The following is a 19,877-nucleotide window of genomic DNA, read 5'->3' on the forward strand; positions in this document are numbered from 1 at the left end:
CTCAGACGGAGAAGTACCTGGCCTCCGGGTGGTGCACGATGACGGCCGAGGTGCTTTGCTCGGGCACGATCTGCCACTCCTCCGTCAAGCGGCAGCCGATGCGGTCCACCCCAAGGATGTCGGCCAGCAGGCGCTGGTCCTCCAAGCGCGGGCAGGCCGGGTAGCCGAAGGAGTAGCGGCTGCCCCGGTAGCCCTGGCGGAAGATCCCGGCCAGGCGGGGTGAATCCTCCCCGGCGATGCCCAACTCCTCGCGCATGCGGCGGTGCCAGGCCTCGGCCAGCGCCTCGGCCGCCTCCACCGACAGGCCATGCCTGTAGAGATACTCCTGGTAGCGGTCCGCCTCCAGGTGGCGCTTGGCCTCCGCTGTCGCCTCCGCCCCCACCGTCACCCATTGCACCCCCAGCACGTCGCGCCGGGGCGAACCGAGCGGGGCGAAGAAGTCGCTGATGCAGCGCCAGGGGGCCTCGCCCTGCCGCGGGAAGTCCAGGTGCCAGGCCGGGTCGCGCTCGTCCGGATGGCGCCAGATCCACAAGCGCCTGCCCTCGGCCTGGGCCGGGAACCAGCCGTAGCAGAGGGCCGGGCGCAGCCAGTGGCGCGCCTCGGCGTCGGCCTGGAGCCGCGCCAGCAATGGGCGGATCGTCTCCATCTCGATGCGTTGCCAGGCTTCGGCGTCCAGCCGGCCCCGCCGGAAACCCCACTCGCCGCGGGTCAGGGTGTTCAGGTTGAGCCAGGGCCAGACCTCGGCCAGGGGCAGCTCGGGCACCAGCCGCGCTCCCCAGAAGGGGGGTGTGGGCAGTTCGGCGAGGAGGGCCGGGCGGGAGTCGGCGGGGGCCGTGTCGAGGCGGGGGTCGAGCGCCGCCGGCACGGCGGGACGCAGCGGGACAAGGGCGGTCGCCTCCTCCCCGTCCGGCGACGCGGCCGCATCGCCCGGGGGGAGGGGCAGCGGTGCCGTGCCGGCCCGGGCGGCGCGGATGGACTCGAGGAGCTGGAGCCCCTCGAAGGCGTCGCGGGCGTAATGGAGGGGTCCGGGGTAGAGGGGACGCAGCTCCTCCTCCACGTGGCGGCGGTTGAGGGCGGCGCCGCCCAGGATGACGGGCAGCGTGATCCCCTCGCGGGCAAAGACCTCCAGGTTCTCCCGCATGACAAAGACGGATCGCACGAGCAGGCCGCTGAGGCCCACGGCGTCCGGCGGCTGGCGGCGGATCGCCTCGAGCAGGCCCTCCACCGGCACCTTGATCCCCAGGTTCTCCACGTCCCAGCCGTTGTTGCGCACGATGATGTCCACCAGGTTCTTGCCGATGTCGTGCACGTCGCCGCGCACGGTGGCGAGCAGGAGGCGGCCGCGGGCGGGGCCGCCCGCCCCGCCCAAGAGGGGCTCCAGGTGGCGCACGGCGCGCTTCATCGTCTCCGCGCTCTTCAGCACGAAAGGCAGCTGCAGCCGGCCGGCGGCGAAGAGTTCGCCCACCGTCCGCATGCCGGCCAGGAGGACCTCGTTGATCAGCTCCCAGGGCGGCCGTCCGGCGAGGGCCTCGTCCAGCTCGGCCTCCATCCCCTCCCCCCGGCCGTCCACGATGCGGGCCTGCAGCCGCTCCTCGAGCGGCCGCTCGTCGCGGGCGGCGGCGGGCCGGCGGGCGCTCTCCCCGCCGCCGGCGGCCAGCAGCTCGGCCAGGGGATCGCCCCGGCGATGGTCGCCGTCGATGAGGCGGTGGCACATGTCCTGCAGCGGCGCCGCGATCTGGTGGAGGGGGAGCAGGCGCCCGGCGTGGAGGATGGCGGCGTCGAGGCCGGCGTCGAGGGCCCGCTGGAGGAAGACGCTGTTGAGGATCTGGCGCAGGGCCGGCTTGAGGCCGAAGCTGATGTTGGAGACGCCCAGGCTGGTGCGCACGCCGGGCAGCTCCCGCTTGATGAGGCGGAGACCCTCGAGCGTGGCCAGGGCGCTGTGGCGGTCGTCGGGATCCCCCGTCGCCAACGTGAAGGTGAGGGGATCGAGCAGGAGGTCGCCGGGGGCCAGGCCGTGCTCGCCCGCCAGGTGGAGCAGGCGCCGCGCCACCTGCAGCTTGTGCTCGGGGGCGCGGGCCATCCCCTCCTCGTCGATGCAGAGGCCGACCACGGCCGCGCCGTGGATGCGGCACAGCTCGAGCACGGCGCGGGCGCGCCCCTCGCCGTCCTCGAGGTTGATCGAGTTGACCACGGCCCGGCCGCCCAGGCGCTCAAGGGCCGCCGCGATGACGGGCGCCTCGGTGGAGTCGATCATGAGCGGCAGGGTGGCGGCCGTGGCCAGGCGCCGGCAGTACTCGTCCATGTCGGCCCGCTCGTCCCGGCCCACGCAGGCCACGCAGACGTCGAGCAGGTGGGCGCCCTCCGCCGCCTGCTCCTGCGCCATGGCGACCATCCCCTCCCAATCCCCCGCCTCCAGCAGCCGGCGGAACTGGCGGGAGCCGTTGGCGTTGGTGCGCTCGCCGATGAGGAGCGGAGCGGGCTGCTGTTGCAGAGGCACGGCGCTGTAAAGACTGGCCGCCGCCTCCTGGGGCCGGGGGGCGCGCGGGGCCGGGCCGCGTCCGCGCAGGGCCTGGGCCAGGGCGGCCAGATGCTCGTGGGTGGTGCCGCAGCAGCCGCCGGCGATGCTGACGCCGGCGTGCTCGACGAAATCCCTCAGCTCGGCGGCGAAGCGCTCGGGCGTCAGGTCGTAGACCATGCGGCCCCCCTCGGCGCGGGGCAGGCCGGCGTTGGGCTGCACGCTGAGCGGGAAGGGGCTGGCGCCGGCCAGCTGCAGCAATTGCGGTCGCATGGCGGCCGGGCCGGTGGCGCAGTTGAGGCCGAAGAAGGCGGGCCGGTAGGGCGCGACGGCGGCCAGCGCGGCGGTGGCCTCCGTGCCGAGCAGAAGCGTGCCGGCCGTCTCCACCGTCACCTGGACACCCACGGGCAGCCGCCGCCCCGTCCGCGCCAGGACGCGCCGGCAGGCTTCCAGGGCGGCCTTGGCCTGGAGCGGATCCTGCACCGTCTCGATGAGGAGGAGGTCGACCCCTCCCGCCACCAGTTCCTCCACCAGCGGCTCATAGGCGGCGGCAAGGGCCGCCCAACTGATCTGGCCCAGGCTGGCCAGGCGCGTGCCCGGTCCCATGCTGCCCGCCACCCAGCGCGGGCGGGAGGGGGTGGCGTACTCGTCCGCCACCCGGCGGGCGAGGGCGGCCGCGGCGTGGGCCAGCTCGCGCGCGGCGCCGCCCACGCCGTACTCGTCCAGCACGACGGAAAAGGCGCCGAAGGTGTTGGTCTCGATCAGGTCGCTGCCCGCTTCGAGGAAGCCGGCGTGGATCTCCCGGATGAGGTCGGGGCGGGTCAAGGTCAGCCACTCGTTGAGGCCCTCGTGTCCGGCGAAGGCCTCGGCGGGCGGGGCGGCGAACTGGATGCTGGTGCCCATGGCTCCGTCGAAGAGGAGCAGGTCGCGCCCCAGGCGGGACTCCAGGTCGGCTCGTGGCATGGCCATTCCTTTCCGGACGATGACTACCTTGCGCCCCGACTTCGATCGACCGGACAAGCACCCACGCCATGCGACGACCCGCCGCGGCGAGGCCCGCGGGGCCGCTTCCGGCTGCCCATGTGATGGCGGTTGCGAGCGGAACCCTTTCCTCCTCCGGCGCGGCCGGAGCGCGGCACAACCTAATGGAAAGCGAGGCCATGCGCATCCCGGACTTCCTGGCCGAACGCGGCGACCCCTTCTTCAGCTTCGAGCTGATCCCGCCCCTGCGCGGCGGCGGCATGGAGATGGTCCGCCGCTCGGTGGAGACCCTCCTCCCCTTCCGCCCCGCCTGGATCGACATCACCAACCACGCCGCCGACTCCTGGTTCGAGGAGGGGGCGGACGGGTCCTGGCGCCGCCACATCTACCGCAAGCGGCCGGGCACACTGGGATTGTGCGCCGCCATCCGCTACCAGTACGGGGTGGAGACCGTCCCCCACCTGCTCTGCGTCGGCTTCACCCGGGAGGAGACGGAGGACGCCCTGATCGAACTCTCCTACCTGGACATCCACAATGTCCTGGCCGTGCGCGGCGACGTCCCCGAATGGCACGAGGTGCGGCCGGGGGCGCGCAACGCCCATGCCCTCGACCTGGTGCGGCAGGTGATGGACATGAACGCCGGGCGCTATCTCCACGAGCTGGCCGAGCGCCAGTGCGGCCGCTTCTCCGTGGGCGTGGCCGGTTACCCCGAGAAGCACGTGGAGGCGCCCAACCTGCGGGAGGACCTGGCGCGGCTGAGGGCCAAAGTGGAGGCGGGGGCCCAATGGGTGGTGAGCCAGATGTGCTTCGACGCGGGTCGCTGGCTGGCCTGGGAGGCCCGCTGCCGGGAGGCCGGGATCAGCGTGCCGGTGCTGCCCGGCCTCAAGGTGGTCAGCCGCCTCCACCAGTTGAACAGCCTGCCCCGCCACTTCCATGTCGACCTGCCCGAGGAGCTGGTGGAGGAGCTGCGGGGCGCCGCCACGGCCGAGCAGCGGGAGGAGATCGGCGTGGCCCATGCCGCGGCCCAGGGTCGACGCCTGCTGGAGGGCGGCGCGCGCGGCCTGCACTTCTTCGTGACGGGGGACGCCGCGCTGGTCGCCCGCGCGCTGCGACGCATCGGACTGTGAGGCGCCCCCGGCGGCCGCTCGGGCCTGGCCGGCGGGGGAGCGCCCTGGTCCGGTCTTTGCTATCATGGCCGGGCCTGATGACATGAGGTCGATCAGACAGAAAGAAGGGAAGGCATGAAGATCCTGACGATGGCCCTGGCCCTGGCCTTGCTGGCGGCGGGGGCGGATGCGGCCGGCTTCTCCGGCACGGTGAAGCAGACCATGAATTCCGGCGGCTACACCTATGTCCTGCTTGACACGGGCCAGGGCGAGATCTGGCTGGCCGGGCCCGAGGCGAAGGTGAGCAAGGGACAGAAGCTCAGCACGGGCGACGGCATGGCCATGCACGGCTTCCAGGCCAAGTCGCTGAACCGCACCTTCGACGAGATCTGGTTCGTCAACTCCTTGAGCGCCGGGGCGGGAAGCGGCGCCGCGGGCGGGGCCGCCATGGCCAACCCCCACGGCAGCCCGATGGGCAACCCCCACGCCGGCATGCCGCTGGCCAGCCAGGGCGCTCCCAAGCCGGGCGCCGCCAAACCCAAGGCGGGCAGCGTCAAGAAGGCGGGGCACACCGTCTCCGAACTCTATTTCCAGCCCCGCCTGCTGGCGGGCAAGACGGTGGAGGTGCGCGGCGTGGTGACCAAGTACAATGAGGGGATCATGGGATCCAACTGGATCCACCTGATGGACGGCACGGGCGAGCCGGGCCGCGACGACCTCGTCATCACCACCAGCCAGACCTGCCAGGTGGGCGACCGCATCGTGGCCAAGGGGAAGCTGGCCGTGGACCGCGACCTGGGATCCGGCTATTTCTTCCCGGTGCTGGTGGAAGGCGCCGCCCTGACGGTGGAAGCAGCGGGAAAGGGCAAATAGGGCGGGAGGCACGTGAACTGGCTGGGCCGCTTTCCCCGCCACCGCATCCTGGCCAGCCGCCTCTTCACGCTGGGGCTGCTGCTCCTCTATCTCTGCACGGAGCGTCCCCTGGCGGCGGGCCGGGCGGCGGAGGCGGCCTACTGGACCGGCTTCCTGCTGGTGATGGGCTGCATGTTGGGCCGTCTCTGGAGCCTGCTCTACCTGTCGGGGTACAAAACGCGCCAAGTGGTGGAGGCCGGGCCCTTCAGCGTCACGCGCAATCCGCTCTACCTCTTCTCCTTCATGGGGGCGGCGGGGCTGGCCCTGGTGGCCAACCATCTCTGGCTGGCCCTGGCCCTGCTGGGAGCCTTCGTCCTCTACTACCCCTTCGTCGTGCGCTCGGAGGAGGAGGGCCTAAAGCGGGAGCTGGGCGCCGCCTACGAGGACTATTGCCGGCGCGTGCCCCGCTTCTGGCCCCGCTGGTCGCGCTACCAGCGGCCGGAAGCCTGGGAGGTGCGCCTGAGAAGCTATGACCAGGCCTGGCGGGACGCCCTCTGGTTCCCCCTCGCCTTCCTCCTCCTCAGCCTGCTGCGCCAGGCCCAGGCGGCGGGCTGGCTGCCTCTGTGCGGAAAGTGAGCGGGGATGGAATCGCTGCTGATCAGCCTGCCGGTCCTCATCTTCTCGGTCATCGTGCACGAGGTGGCCCACGGCTGGACCGCCCTGCGCCTGGGGGATCCCACCGCCTGGCGCGCGGGGCGCCTCACGCTGGACCCCCGCCCCCACATCGATCCCTTCATGTCGCTGTTGGTGCCGGCCATGTGCATCCTGAGCGGGGCGCCCGTCTTCGGCGGGGCCAAGCCCGTGCCGGTCAACCCCTGGCATTTCCGCCACCCCAGCCGGGACATGGCCATCGTGGCCGCGGCCGGTCCGGCCTCCAACCTGGTGCTCGCCTTCCTGGCCGGCTTCCTCATCAACCGCCTGCCCGCCGGCCTGATGGTGGGGGCGCTGCCCGATGTCCTCTTCGCCCTGCTCGTCATCAACTTGGTGCTGGCCGCCTTCAACCTCCTGCCCCTGCCCCCCCTGGACGGCAGCCGGGTGGTGGCCCACTTCCTGCCCGCGCCCCTGGCCGACCGCTACCGCCAGATGGACCGCTTCGGCATGATCCTGCTCGTGCTCGTCATCGTCTTCCTGCGTGCGCCGCTCCTGGGCTACCTGCACTGGTTCCTGCGCACGGTGGGCGGCCTCATGGTCTCCTAAGGCGCGGGAGGACCGCCATGCCCATCTTCCCCAAGGCCCCCGGCCGCGAGTTCCGCTACACGCCCTTCTTCTACAAGGCGGAGGAGGAGACGAGCCTGCGCGAGCGGCTCAGCCTGCGCCGGCCGACGGCGCGGCCTTCCTTCTATCTGCCCATGGTCAAACTGGGTCTGCTGCTCGCCTTGGCCCTGGCTGTCTACCAGCTGCTTCATCCGGAGGAGGCGCGCCGCCTGCTGCGTCCCACCCTGACCATCGGGGAAGGCGACGTGGTGGCGCCCCCCGTCGGCGGGGAGGCCGCGCCATGAGCACCCCGCGCCGCCCGGTCCGGCTCCTGCCACCCGCCCTGGTGCACAAGATCGCGGCGGGGGAGGTGATCGAGCGCCCTGCCTCGGTGGTCAAGGAGCTGGTGGAGAACAGCCTGGATGCCGGGGCGCGCCGCATCGAGGTGGTGGTGGAGGCGGGGGGCAAGAACTTCATCCAGGTGGAGGACGACGGCGGCGGGATGGACGCCGCGGACGCCCGCCTCGCGGTGGAGGCCCATGCCACGAGCAAGCTGGCCACCCTGGCCGAGCTGGAGGCGGTGGCCACCCTCGGTTTCCGGGGGGAGGCCCTCGCCACCATCGCCGCCGTCTCCCGCTTCGAGTTGCGCAGCTGCCCGGCGGAGGGCGGGGGCCTGCAGCTGTGGATCGCCGACGGCCGGCGCCAGGACGAGACGCCGTGGACGGGACCGCCCGGCACGCGCATCACGGTGCGCAACCTCTTCTTCTCGACGCCGGCCCGGCGCAAGTTCCTGGCCACCACGCGCGGCGAGCTGCGCCACGTGCTGCAGACGGTGCGGCGCATCGCCCTGGCCCATCCCGAGGTCGCCCTCCGCCTCGTCTCCGACGGCCAGGAGCTGGCCAACTGGCCCGCCGCGGCGGAGGAGGAGCGCATCGCCCAGGTCTTCGGCCCCGGCCTGCGCGAACACCTGCTGCCCGTCGACCACAGCGAGGGAGGCCTGCGCGTGCGGGGCTGGGCCGGCGCCGTCAACACCTTCCGCCGCGCCCACGGCGACCAGCATGTCTACATCAACGGCCGGCCCATCGCCAGCCGCCTGGTCAACCATGCCGCCTTCGCCGCCTACGGCTCCACCCTCCCGCGGGAGATGACGCCTTTCCTGCTGCTCTTCCTCGAGACCGACCCCGCCCGCGTGGACGTCAACGTGCACCCGGCCAAGCGCGAGGTCCGCTTCGAGGACGAGCGCTTCGTCCATGGCGCCGTCCAGGCCGCCGTGACGCGGGCGCTGCGCTCGGGGCCGGTGGCCAGCCTGGGTCCGGCTTTTCAGGTGGCGGAGCCCGTGTTTCCATCGGCGGAGGAGGGGGAGGGTCCGCCGGCACCCGCCGCCGCCCGCCAGGTCCCGCTCTTCGCGGCGGAGCGGCCGGCCGATGTCCGGCCCTGGAGCGGAGCGGCCGCGGGCGGCGAGGCCCGCGAAGGGCTGCGCGAGTACCTCGATTCCGCCCTCCTGGCCCGCGAGCGCTTCGGCCCCTCCCGCGCAGAGGAGACGGACCCCGCCTCCCTCGAGGCGGCGGACCGCCGGCGGGACGGCGAGCCCGGCCTCTTCCAACTGCACCGCACCTACATCCTGGCACAGGTGCAGAGCGGCCTCATCATCGTGGACCAGCACGTCGCCCACGAGCGCATCCTCTACGAGCGCTGCCTGGGCGCCCTGCGCAGCGTGCGCGGCAGCAGCCAGCGCCTCCTTTTCCCCGTGCCCCTGCAGCTGGACGAAGAGGACCGCCTCATCTTCGAGGAGCTGCTCGAGCCCTTTCTGCAGATGGGTTTCGCCATGGAGATGGCGGGGGGCGAGGTCCTCCTTACGGGCATCCCGGCCGAGCTGCGCAGCGTCCATCCGGAGGGCCTCATCCAGGAGGTGCTGGACCAGTTCCGCATCGAGGCCTCCATCCTGCCCGAGCCGGGCCAGGCCCTGGCCGCCTCCGTCGCCTGCAAGGCCGCCGTCAAGGCCGGGCAGCCGCTCAACCAGACCGAGATGCGCTCCCTGCTCGACGAGCTCTTCGCCTGCGATCAGCCCTACACCTGCCCCCACGGCCGGCCCGTGGTGGTGACCTTGGGACTGGGGGAGCTCAACCGGCGCTTCGACCGTAGCTGAGCGGCGGCGCCCGATGAAACACCGCTGCGCCGATCCGGATCGCTCACAAGGACAGGCCATGCCGCCCGAAGTCCGCAGGGGTGAAGGATGAGACCGTGACGCCGCTCCTGCTCATCCTGACCGGTCCCACCGCCAGCGGCAAGACGGCCCTCGCCCTGCAGGCGGCGCAGGAACTGGGACTGGAGATCGTGGGGGCGGACAGCCGGCAGGTCCACGCCGGCCTGGCCGTGGCCACGGCCGCCCCCACCGCCGCCGAGCGCGCCCTTGTGCGCCATCATCTGGTGGGCCACGTCCCCCTTACCGCCAGCTACAGCGCCGGGCAGTTCGCCCGCGAGTGCCGCGCCGTGCTGGGCCTGCCGCCCCTCGCCCCGGCCGCCGCCGCCCCCGGGGACGGCCCGGCCGTGGCGCCGCCCGCCCGCCTGCCCTTCCTCCTCTGCGGCGGCAGCGGCTTCTACCTCCGCGCCCTGCTGGATCCCGTCTCGCCCGCCCTCATGGCCGATGCCGGACGGCGAGCCCAGGTGCGCCGCCTCTCCGCCACGCTGCCCCCCGCCGAGTTCCGGACCCTCGTGCTGGAGCATGATCCCGCCGCCGCCTGGATTCCCGCCGGGGACCAAGTCCGGCTGGAGCGCTACCTGGAGATCAGCCTGGCCGCCGGCCGGCCCGCCACCCTCGCCCTGGCCGACCAGGCCGCGCCGCGCCCCGTGCGTCCGCTCCTGGTCTCGCTCGAGGCGCCGCTGGATTGGCTGGAGGAGCGCATCCGGCTGCGCTCGCGGCGCATGCTGGAGGAGGGGATGGTGGAGGAGGTGGCGGCCGCCCTGGCGGCGGGGGCGCCCCGCGACAGCGGCGCCCTGCGCTCGGTGGGGGTGGAGGAGGTGCTGGACCTGCTCGCGGGCCGGCTTGACCGGGAAGGCTGCCTCGCCCGCCTCACCCTGCGGACGCGGCAGCTGGCCAAACGGCAGCTGACCTGGCTGCGCGGCCTGGCGCGGCGGGAGGAGGTGCTGCGGCTGGATCCGCGTCAGGAGGAGGGAGTCCTCTGCCGCACGGTGATCGAGGCCTGGCGGCGCGCCGGGGAGCGGCCATGAACCGTCTCCTGCCGCTGGTGCTGCTCCTGGCCGTGCTGCGTTGGTCGCCGGCCGCTTCCTCCCTGGCGGAGGCTTGGCGCGATCCCCGCCTGGACGCCCCGGCCCGCCTCCTGCTCGAGGAGTGCCGCCTGGCCGACCCCGCGGCGGGCCTCACCAGCCGGGGGCCCTTTCCGCCGGCGGACGGAGCGGGCCGGCGCGGCTGGTTCATCCTGGGGGAGCCCGGCTGGCGCCCCACCCTGGATCCGGACCAGGTGCGCTGGCGCGCGGGGGAGCGCTGGCTGCTTGATCTGGACGGCCCCGCGCTGGAGAAGCTGCTGGCCGACCCCGGCCTGCGGGCCGTGTCGGCCGAGGGTCGGCTGGAGCCCTGTCTTGACCTGGCCCTGCCCCTCAGCGGCGCCCACCTGGTCCAGGCGGGGGCCCCCGAGCTGAGCCGGCCCTATGACGGCGCCGGCACGCTGGTGGGCGTCATCGACAGCGGGATCGACCCGGCCCACCGGGACTTCTGGCTGGATGGGCGCTGCCGCATCCTGCGGCTCTGGGACCAGGTGGCGGGCGGCCTGTTCGACCGGGCGGCGCTGGAGGCAGGAGCGGCGGGCAACCGCGATCCCGACGGCCACGGCACGCACGTGGCGGCCATCGCGGCGGGCGGGGGCCGCTCGGCCCCGGGCGGGGCGGGCGGCGGACCCTTCATCGGCCACGCCCCCGCCGCCGAACTCCTGGTCGTGCGCAGCACCCTGAGCGAAGGGGACATCCTGCGGGCGGCGGAGTGGATCTTCGCCACGGCCGACCAGCTGGGCCGGCCCTGCGTCATCAACCTCAGCCTCGAGACCCATCTGGGCGCCCACGACGGCAGCTCGACGCTCGAGAACGAGCTGGAGGCGATGAGCGGCCCCGGCCGTCTCCTCGTCTGCGCGGCGGGCAACGCGGCGGCCGCGGGCCGCCACGCCAGCGCCGAGTACAACAGCAGCCGGAGCCTGGCCTTCACCACCACCGAGGGTGACGGTCTCTACCTGGACGCCTGGCTCGATAGTCCGGACGCCCCCGCTGTCAGCCTCCTGCTGCCCGACGGCAGCCGGCGGGAGCCGGGCCCCGCCGGCTTGCAGGCCGGGTGGTTCGTCCAGCTGGCGCCCCCCGCCCTGGAGGGGGGACGCTGGCGCGTCCTGCTGCGCCTGGAGCAGGGGCGGGCCGGCGAGGCCTTCCAGCTGCAGCTGAGCCACGGCGGCCCCGGCTTCCGCTCCCTGCACGCCTGGGGGGGCGGACTGGCTTTCGCCCAACCCGATCCGGCCAGCACCCTGGGCATTCCCGCCACGGGAGACTCCATGCTGGTGGCCGGCGCCCTGCTCCATCGCCTGGTGTGGACGGATGAGCCCGGCCGGCGCTGGCAATACAGCGAGGGCGCGGTGGGGGAGGCCGCCCCCTTCTCGGCCCGCGGCCCCCGGGTGGACGGGCTGGCGCGGCCCCACGTCCTGATGCCGGGCCAGGGCGTGTTCAGCGCCATGAGTGCCGCCCTCGCCGCCGATCCAGCCTGGTCGCGCTGGCGGCACGCGGACGGAGCCCACATCCTGCGCCAGGGGACGAGCATGGCGGCCCCCGCCCTGGCCGGGCTGATCGCCCTCGCCCTCGAACGGGAGCCGCGCCTCTCCTTCCGCCAGGCGGACAGCCTGCTGCGTCTGGCCGCCCCCGAGGACTGGAGTCCGGCACGCGGCCACGGCCTTCCCGACGCCGTCCGCCTGCTGGGCTTCCTCCAGGCGGGTCTGTCGCGCCTGGAGGCCCGCCCCGGCCTGGACGAGGTGGAACTCACCTGGAAGCTGGGCAGCACGCACCCCGGCGGCTGGCAGGCGCTGCTGCGGCGCGACGAGGCCGGCGAGGCGGAAGTCTGGCGCGAGGAGGCCACGGCCGGGGACTGGCGGGTGACGGCGGCGGCGCCCCATTCACCCCTGGAGTTCGTGGTGGAGGTGCGCGACGAGGATGGGACCCTGCTGGACCGGCTGGCCACCGGCAGCCTCACCCTGCTGGCGGCGCGGCACCCGCGCCTGCTGGCCCTCTGGCCCAATCCCGTCCCCGGGCGGCGTCTCCAACTGGAGCTGATCTCCCCCGCAGCGGTCGAGCAGCCCTGGACCCTGCTCAATCTGGGCGGGGCGCGGGTGGCGGGCGGCCGCCTCGTCCTTGGGCGGGGGCGGCAAGGGCTGGTCCTGGAATTGCCCGCCAAGCTGGCGGCGGGGACCTACTTACTTCAGGTGGGGGAGCCGGGGGCGGGCTGGCCGCTGACCCTGCTGCCCTGAGACCGGCGGCGATGGTGACGGGCAAGGCGGAAGCGATGCGCGGGCACGGGGACCGGCGGGACTGTTCAGGCGGAGGAAGGCCCGACGACGGCCAAGGGGGACACGGTGAGTTTTCTTGAGGAATACCATATCGACCACCAGCCCTGCCTGCCCCTGCGGCCGACCCAGGTGTGGACCAATCCGGCGGCCCTGCGCCACAACCTGGCCTTGTTGGGGGAGCGCTGTGGATTGGGTCCCGCCGGGGTGATGGCCGTGGTCAAGGCCAACGGATACGGCCACGGCATGCTGGCGGCGGCCCGCGCCTTCCTGGCGGCGGGCGCCGGGGCACTGGCGGTCGGCTTCGTCGAAGAGGGGATCCTGCTGCGGCGGGAAGGTCTGGCCTGCCCCATCCTCGTGATGGGCGGCCTGGTGGAGAACCAGATTCCCGCCTTCCTTGACTACGACCTGGAGATGACGGTCTCCTCGCTGCACAAGGCCCGCCAGGTCCAGGCCTGCCTGGAGGCGACGGCCCCGTCCATGGCGGGGCGCCGCGCCGCCGTCCATCTCAAGATCGACACCGGCATGGAGCGCATCGGCGTCCACGCCGCCGGGGGCGAGGCCTTCCTGCGGGCCGCCGCCGCCCTGGACCGCCTGGAGATCCGCGGCGTCTACTCCCACCTGGCCAACGCCGAAGGGGAGGATCCCGCCCTGGTGGATGAGCCCCTGGCCCCTTTCCTCGCCCTGCGCCGGGCGGTGGAGGGTCTGCTGCCGCCCACGTGCCGCTGGCACATCGCCAACTCGGCGGCGGCGGTCACGCGGCCGGAGACGGCCCTTGACCTGGTGCGGCCCGGCCTGCTCCTTTACGGCGTGCAGCACGACCCGGCCCGCCCCCTGCTCCCGGCGGCCCGGCCCGCCCTGCGCTGGACCAGCGCCGTCGTCTACTTCAAGGTGGTGGAGGCGGGCGCGGGCGTCTCCTACGGCCACCTCTGGCGCGCCCCCCACCGCACGCGCCTGGCCACCGTGCCCGTCGGCTACGGGGACGGCTATCCCCGCGGCATGACCGGACGGGCCGAGGTGCTCATCCGCGGCCGGCGCCTGCCCGTGGTGGGAGCCATCTGCATGGACCAGCTGATGGTGGACCTGGGTCCCGATGGCACGGCCTACAACGGGGACGAGGTGGTGCTGGTGGGACGCCAGGGCGACGATGAGATCCGCGTGGAGGATCTGGCCCGCTGGCAGGGCACCATCCCCTATGAGATCCTCACCGGCATCTCGGAGCGGGTGCCGCGACGCCTGGCCGAGCTCTGAGATGGTTCGCAATTGACCATTAATTTATTGAATAGACATTTTGTCCTTGCCACAGGTGCTGAAAGTCCTTTCTTGTCGGCGTTCGTCGTTTCCTGCTTGCGACGAACCCACACACACGGCATGGTTCAATCATCGGCACCAGGCTCCCGCCCTCCCGGGCATCGCTTGCGCCTCATTGAACCGCATTCTAAGGGAGGTTGAGATGAAACTGCTGCCTGGCTCGCGGGAAAGTCGATGGTGTTGCTGTGTCGCGTTGACGCTGGCCCTGGCGTGGCCGGCGCTGGCCGACACGGCGTCACCCCTCTACCAGTACCAGACGAAAGCGACGGTGGCCCGCTACGACAACGGCCTGGCCACCGTGGGACAGACGGAGCCCGCCGCCCGGCCGGTCCGTCCGGGTGCCCTGCGCACCCAGACCGACCCGGTCATGTGCGCCACGGATTATGTCTGGTGCCCGACCAATCCGGCCATCGGCTGCGACACCAGCCCGGACTGGTGCTTCTTCACCGATCCGCAGACCTGCACGACCAACATCGAGTGGTGCCACACCGATCCCAGTTGGGGCTGCCAACCCACGACCGATCCGGCCTTCGACTGTTCGACGGACCCCGGCTTTGGTTGCGTTCCCACGGATCCTTTCTGGGGTTGCACGACGGATCCGGCCGTCTGCTTGACCGATCCCTTCTACTGCGCCACCGACCCGCAATGGTGTTTCACGGATCCTGTCTATTGCTCCACAACCGACCCGGCCTTTGGCTGTGTACCGACGGACCCGCAGTGGTGCGTCACGGATCCGCAGTGGTGCGCCACGGATCCCGTGAATTGCATGACGGATCCCGTCTTCTGCGCGACGGATCCGCAGTGGTGCGTCACGGACTTCATGTGGTGCGCGACCGATCCGCAGTGGTGCGCCACCGATCCGCAGTGGTGCCTGACGGACCCGGTCACCTGCCCGGTGGTGGGCGCCGAGGAGCGGCCCAGCGGCCTCTTCCTGAGCGAGCCGGTTCCCAATCCCTTCAACCCCTTCACCACCCTCAGCTTCTCGCTGCCTGAGACAGGAGCGGCGCGCTTGGCCGTCTACGACCTGAGCGGCCGCCTGGTGAAGGAGCTGGTCAACGGCCTGACGCCGCGCGGAACCAGCCGTGTCCTCTTTGACGGCAGCGAGCTGCCCAGCGGTCTCTATGTCTACATCCTGGAGACCCAGGGACAGGTGCTGCAGAACAAGATGCTCCTGGTCAAGTAACCGGGATCAATCCGTCCTCACGGCGGGGGCCGGCGGCGCCGGTCCCCGCCCTTTCGACCTGAAGCGGGCCATCCAAGCAGCGCGGGAATCTTGTGAAGCCTCAGGCCGGACGAGCATCGGTCCTACTCCTCGCCCTCGTGGGCGACCTGCTGGTCTGTCTGGCTCTTTTGATCGCCAGCGGCTTGGCGCCGCCCCTCCTGGCCGGGCCCGGCGCGCTGCTGGCCGCCCTCTCGTATGCGCTGGGCCTGCCCCTTCTCTGCAGCGCCCAGCCCTCCAGCCGCCTCTCCTGGCGTCTCCTCCTGCTCCTGCCCCTGCCCCTGCTGGCCGTCGCGGCGCCGTTGCCGGCCGGGTCCGCCCTGCTGTGGTTGGGCCTGGTCCTGCTGCGGTGCTGGGGGAAGACGGAGCGCCTGCGCCTCCTCTCCCGGCTGGCCCTGCTCGGCACGGTGGCGAGCATCCTCATCGCCCTGCCGCCCACCTGGTGGCTCTTCGAGTGGATGGCCCAGGCCCAGTCCGCCCTGCTGGCCTGGCTCGCCGGCCGCCCGCTTCGCCTGGGCGAGGGACCCTTGCTGCACTTGCCCCTCTTCTTCCTGCTGCGGGGCGCGGCCGCTTGGCGCGGCGACGGCTCCCCCCGCCGCCTGACGGGGGCCCTGGCCGGCTTTCTGCTGCAGACACTCGTCGTCAGCCAAGGCTGGCGGTTGGGCTGGCTGGACGCCCAGGCCCTCCAGACCTGGCTGCCCCTCGGCCTGTTCCCGCTCTACTTCCTGATGGACGAGAGCGCCGCGCGGATGGGGTCGCCGGCGGCGGGGGCGGGCGGCCGCCCTCTCCACCGCTGGTCGCCCCTCCCGCCCCTGCTCGCCGCCCTGCTGCTGGCCCTCTGCCTGGCACCGCCCCCGGCGCGTCTGGACGGCCTGGAGGTCGGCCTGCGCCGGGAGGGGCTCTGGTCGGGTGAGCGGCCCATCGGCGAGGACGGCGCCAGTCCCCGCCTGGGCGGTTTCATCGCCGTGCTGGAGGCCTGGGGCGCCCGGGTCGGCGTCCACGACGATGAGACGCTGCGCCAGGGACCGCCCGGCCGCGTCCTCTTCCTCGTGCAGCCGGACCAGCCGCTGGACGATGAGCTGCGCCGCTCGCTGCGCGCCTGGATGGAGGGGGGCGGCGTCCTGGTGGCGGTGGGGGAGCACACCCATGTCCACGGCATTGGAGAAGGGCTGGGCAGCCTGCTGGCGGATTACCACATCCGCCTGCGGGACGACTGCGCCATTCCCAGCTTGAACGGCTGGCTGTGGAGCCACAACCTGCGCTTCCTCCACGCGCCGGCCACAACCGGCCTGCGGGACAGCCAGCATCTGGGCGTCAGCATCGGAGCCAGCCTGGAACTCGCCTGGCCCGCCCAGCCCCTCGTCACGGGCAGCCTGGCCTTCGCCGACGCGGGCAAGGCGGACAATCCGCGGGGCCGCATGGGCAACACCCGGCCCGATGCCGGGGAACGCCTGGGCGCGGTGCCTCTCATCGCCGCGGAGCAGGTGGGTCGAGGCTTGCTGGTCGTGCTGGGGGACAAGTCGCCCCTGATGAGCCTGAACAATCCCCTCGTCTGGCCCTTCTACCTCAACCTGGCTGGCCGCCAGGCGGAGCGGCAGCCCTGGCGGGACAATCCCTTCCTCCTGGGCGGACTGGCTCTTCTGCTGGCCGGCGGCCTCCTGCCCTTCCTGCGGGCCGCCCCCTCGCGCCGTGAAGCCCTGGTGGCGACGCTGCTGGCAGCCGCCCTCTGGTGGCCGCTGCGTCTCCCCGGATTGCCGCCGCCCGCCCCCGGGACACGGGGGGATCTGGTCTGGATCGACAGCAGCCACCAGCCCAACTGGATCCATCCGCCGGATCACGACTGGAGCGCCCGCGCCCTGGTGGAGGCCAGCCACCGCTCAGGCGCGCTGCCCCTGAACCTGCCCCTGCTGGACGAGGAGCTGCTGGCCGGCGGCCGCGCCCTCCTGCTGGCCGGTCCGGCCCGCGCCTGGAGCAAGCGTGAGATCGCCCTGCTCCGGCGCTACGTGGAGAAGGGCGGCCGCCTGGTCGTGGCCGCCGACGGGCGACGCCGCGCGCCGCTCGGCGAGCTGCTGGCCGAATTCGGCCTGGCCCTGGACGAGGTGCCCCTGGGTGCGGCGCCGGAGGTGGTGGACGGCGCGGGGCGCCCGCTGGGCTTCACCTTCTGGGAGGCTTGGCCCCTGCTCGATCTGGCGGGCGGGGCCGACACCCTGGCCTCCTGCTGGGGTCTGCCCCTCGCCCTTAAGCGGGGCGTGGGCGAGGGCCAGGTCATCGTGGTGGGGGACGAACGACTCTTCAGCCGCTGGTCCTTGGAGGGTCCCTCCCGATCGGGGACCTGGCGCAGCACGGCCTCGCGCTTCCGCAACCAGGCGCCCCTCCTGCCTCGCATCCAGCCCACGCCGGAGAAGATCCGCTTCCTGCAGTCCCTCGCCCCGGGCGCCACAACAACCCCGGCCATAGCGGCCGGACCGCCCCGCGGCGCACCGGCGGCCACGGCCGGCCTGGATGAGCCGGGATTGCGGCGGCGCTGGGCGCTGGCCCTGCTGGGCTGCGTCGAGGATCAGCGACCGCCCTTGACGCGCAGGGAGCCGGGAGGGGCGCCGTGAACCCTGCATCTTTCATGTATCGCCGCCATGCCGATTACCTGGCGCTGGGCAGCGTGCTGCTCTGCCAGCCCCTTCTCACCCTTCCACCCGGTTCCCGCCCCGCCGGCTGGCTGGCGCTCTTGGCGGCCTGGACGCTGGGCTGGGTGGGCGGGACGAAGCCCGCCGACGGACGCCTGGCCTGGCTGGCGCAGGCGGTGGCGGCCACGGGGCTGACCCTGCTGCTGCCGGAGGCCTGGCGGCCCGGCCTCTTCCTGCTGGCGGCGGCGGGGCTGGCCGGCGCGGTCGGCGCCCGCGGGACGGGACTGGCCACGGCCGGGCGGAGGGCGGGGACGCTCTTCCTCCTGGGCAGCCTGCTGTCCGGCGGCGCGGTGAAAGCCCTGGCCATGGTGGAGAGCTGGCCGCCCGCGGGCTGGGCGGCCCTGGGCCTGGGCCGTCTGGCCGGACTGGCCGTCGCGCTGGTGGACGGCCATCTGGTGCTGGGCACGCCGCTGGAGCACATGCCCTTCTCCCTGGCGCCCGAATGGACGGGCCTGCTGGTGCAGGCCCTGCTGGGCGCCCTCGCCCTGCTTTGGTGGCGCGGCCGCTGGCGGCGCTTGCCCCACCTGCTCCTGGTCCTCCTCCTTACGCAGCTCTGGCTGGGCGGCGTCTTCCTCTTCTTGTGCCAGACGGGGGCGGCCCTTGACTTCTATGAGCTGCCCTGGCAGCCGCTGCTCTGGCTGGGCGCCGGCTTGCCCGGCCTTTGGCTGGCCCTGCGCCTCCTGCCGGAGGTGCCGGTCGCCGTCCCTCCGGCGCCCGTGGCTGGACGCCCGCTGGATCTGGCGCTGATGACGGGGGGCCTGGCCCTGCTCCTGGCCGGCCTGCTGGGGCAGGACGGGGGAGAAGCCAAGGCGGGCCGCCTGCTCATCGACGACGGGCACAGCGACTGGGAATGGGTGGAGACGCCCATGAGCCCGGATGTCTTCGGCAGCAAGACCACCTACAACTATCACGGCCTGGGGCGCCTGCTCAGCCAGTATTACGACCTGGCCGTGACCCGCGACCCCCTGACGCCCACGGCGCTGGCCGAGGTGGACCTGCTGGTGTTGAAGACCCCCACCCGGCCCTACGAGCCCGGGGAGATCGCGGCCATCCTCGCCTTCGTGCGCCAGGGCGGCGGCCTCTACCTCATCAGCGACCATACCAATGTCTTCGGCATGAGCACGTGGCTCAACCAAGTGGCGGAACCCCTGGGGCTGGGCTTCAAGTCCGACGCCGTCTTCGCCCTGCGCTCCCGCGCCGACCAGGTCTGGCGGGCGGAGGGGGTCCTGCCCCATCCCGCCGCCGCCGGATTGAAGGACTACCGCTTCCTCACCAGCTGCTCCATCCGTCCCGGCTGGCGGGCCGAGGTCGTGATGGCAGGAGCCGAGGCGGGGGCCACCCTCGTCTGCTACCACGAGAGCAACTTCTTCAACCCCCATCCCCCCCGCAGCGAGTACCGCTTCGGCAGCCTGGTGCAGGCGGCGGCGGTCAAGGTGGGGCGGGGCCGCGTGCTGGGCTTCACCGACAGCACCACCTATTCCAACTTCGCCATGTTCTGGCCGGGGCGCCTGGAGCAGGTGCTGGCCGCCCTGGCCTGGCTGAACCATCGCAATGCCGTGCTGCCCTGGACCTGGCTGGCCCTGGGCGGGGGCCTGCTCCTGCTCGCCGGCGTCATCCTGCGACGCCCGCCGCGGGCCGGCGACTGGGTGCTGCCCGCCCTGGGGGCAGGCCTCCTCGTGCTGCCCCTCCTGCGTCTCCAGCAGGCGGCGGCCCATCCCGCCCCCGTCGCGCGGCACCTCCATCCGGCCGCCAGCGTCGACCAAGGGCTCTCCCAGGCCACCTTTCCCCTGCGGGCCAAGCCGGATCCCCAGGACCCGCTCAACCTGGAGAGCTTCGTCATCTGGCTGCACCGCTCCGAGCTGCTGCCCGTCCTCACGGACAGGCAGGTGCCGGAGCACTCCCGCCTGCACATCCTGGTCAACCCGCGCTCCGCCCCGGACCAGGAGTACCAGGCGCGACTGGATGCCTTCCTGGCGGGGGGCGGCCGCCTGCTCGTGGCCCTGCGTCCTTCCCACTACACGCCCGGCCTCAACGCCTGGCTGGCCCGGCATGGGATGGGCTTTGGCTCCCGCCTGGTGCAGAACCAGGCCGTTTTCCTGGCCGGCGCGCCCGATTCCGTCTGGGTGGACGAGGCCCTCTCCGTCACCGGTGGACGACCCTTCGTCCAGGACCGTCTGGGTCAGGCCCTGGCCGCCGAACAGGCGGTGGGCGACGGCCTGCTTGTCGTCTCGGGCCTGGCCGACTGTTTCGCCAACCGCTGCCTGGGTTCCTATGACTCCGTGCCGGCCGGCCCCGCCCTGGGCTGGCTGCGCCTCTACTATCGCCATGTGGGGCTGGTCCTCGCCGCCGACACGGTGGGCGTGGCCGAGACCGGCTTCCGCGACCACGCCCAGTAGGCCGGCCCTCCGCCCG

At 72.9% G+C, this 19,877-nt stretch carries 13 protein-coding genes; 12 read left to right on the top strand and 1 reads right to left on the bottom strand.

Annotated features, from left to right (window positions below; all coding sequences use genetic code 11):
* Position 1: 1 nt before the first annotated feature.
* Entirely contained in the window at positions 2-3,478 is a 3,477-nt protein-coding gene (metH, locus tag Q8O14_09190) for a methionine synthase (GenBank protein MDP2360912.1), read from the bottom strand.
* Positions 3,479-3,675: 197 nt separating this feature from the next.
* On the opposite strand from metH, the gene Q8O14_09195 reads away from it, so the two are divergent.
* The 12 genes from Q8O14_09195 (at position 3,676) to Q8O14_09250 (ending at position 19,861) form a co-directional block, all read left to right on the top strand.
* A complete protein-coding gene (locus tag Q8O14_09195; protein ID MDP2360913.1) occupies positions 3,676-4,623 on the top strand; it encodes a methylenetetrahydrofolate reductase in 948 nt (315 codons plus the stop codon).
* Between the two features lie 114 nt (positions 4,624-4,737).
* Positions 4,738-5,475, top strand: a complete 738-nt coding sequence (locus Q8O14_09200; GenBank protein ID MDP2360914.1) for a DNA-binding protein — start codon at positions 4,738-4,740, stop codon at positions 5,473-5,475.
* A gap of 12 nt (positions 5,476-5,487) precedes the next feature.
* Entirely contained in the window at positions 5,488-6,090 is a 603-nt protein-coding gene (locus Q8O14_09205) for an isoprenylcysteine carboxylmethyltransferase family protein (protein ID MDP2360915.1), read from the top strand.
* A gap of 6 nt (positions 6,091-6,096) precedes the next feature.
* Complete coding sequence (locus Q8O14_09210) at positions 6,097-6,711, top strand: site-2 protease family protein (GenBank protein MDP2360916.1); 615 nt, start codon at positions 6,097-6,099, stop codon at positions 6,709-6,711.
* 17 nt (positions 6,712-6,728) lie between these two features.
* Positions 6,729-7,013 carry a hypothetical protein gene (locus Q8O14_09215; GenBank protein ID MDP2360917.1) on the top strand — a complete coding sequence of 95 codons (285 nt, stop codon included), beginning with the start codon at positions 6,729-6,731 and terminating at the stop codon, positions 7,011-7,013.
* Positions 7,010-8,854, top strand: coding sequence for a DNA mismatch repair endonuclease MutL (gene mutL, locus Q8O14_09220; GenBank protein ID MDP2360918.1), 1,845 nt, complete (start codon positions 7,010-7,012; stop codon positions 8,852-8,854). Before Q8O14_09215 ends, mutL begins: the two co-directional genes overlap by 4 nt.
* Positions 8,855-8,949: 95 nt before the next feature.
* Complete coding sequence (locus Q8O14_09225) at positions 8,950-9,936, top strand: tRNA (adenosine(37)-N6)-dimethylallyltransferase MiaA (protein ID MDP2360919.1); 987 nt, start codon at positions 8,950-8,952, stop codon at positions 9,934-9,936.
* Positions 9,933-12,218 (top strand): S8 family serine peptidase, encoded by a 2,286-nt coding sequence (locus Q8O14_09230; GenBank protein MDP2360920.1) that lies wholly within the window; start codon positions 9,933-9,935, stop codon positions 12,216-12,218. The genes Q8O14_09225 and Q8O14_09230 overlap by 4 nt, the downstream gene beginning before the upstream one ends.
* A 105-nt stretch (positions 12,219-12,323) precedes the next feature.
* Positions 12,324-13,505 carry an alanine racemase gene (gene alr, locus Q8O14_09235; protein MDP2360921.1) on the top strand — a complete coding sequence of 394 codons (1,182 nt, stop codon included), beginning with the start codon at positions 12,324-12,326 and terminating at the stop codon, positions 13,503-13,505.
* A 202-nt stretch (positions 13,506-13,707) separates the two neighbouring features.
* Positions 13,708-14,748: a T9SS type A sorting domain-containing protein gene (locus tag Q8O14_09240; protein ID MDP2360922.1), complete on the top strand. Its 1,041-nt coding sequence runs from the start codon at positions 13,708-13,710 to the stop codon at positions 14,746-14,748.
* Positions 14,749-14,840: 92 nt separating this feature from the next.
* Positions 14,841-17,387: a DUF4350 domain-containing protein gene (locus tag Q8O14_09245; protein ID MDP2360923.1), complete on the top strand. Its 2,547-nt coding sequence runs from the start codon at positions 14,841-14,843 to the stop codon at positions 17,385-17,387.
* A complete protein-coding gene (locus Q8O14_09250) occupies positions 17,384-19,861 on the top strand; it encodes a hypothetical protein (protein ID MDP2360924.1) in 2,478 nt (825 codons plus the stop codon). Before Q8O14_09245 ends, Q8O14_09250 begins: the two co-directional genes overlap by 4 nt.
* Positions 19,862-19,877 lie beyond the last annotated feature (16 nt).

The sequence above is a fragment of the bacterium genome (genome assembly GCA_030685015.1).
Classification (GTDB): Bacteria; CAIWAD01; CAIWAD01; order CAIWAD01; family CAIWAD01; genus CAIWAD01.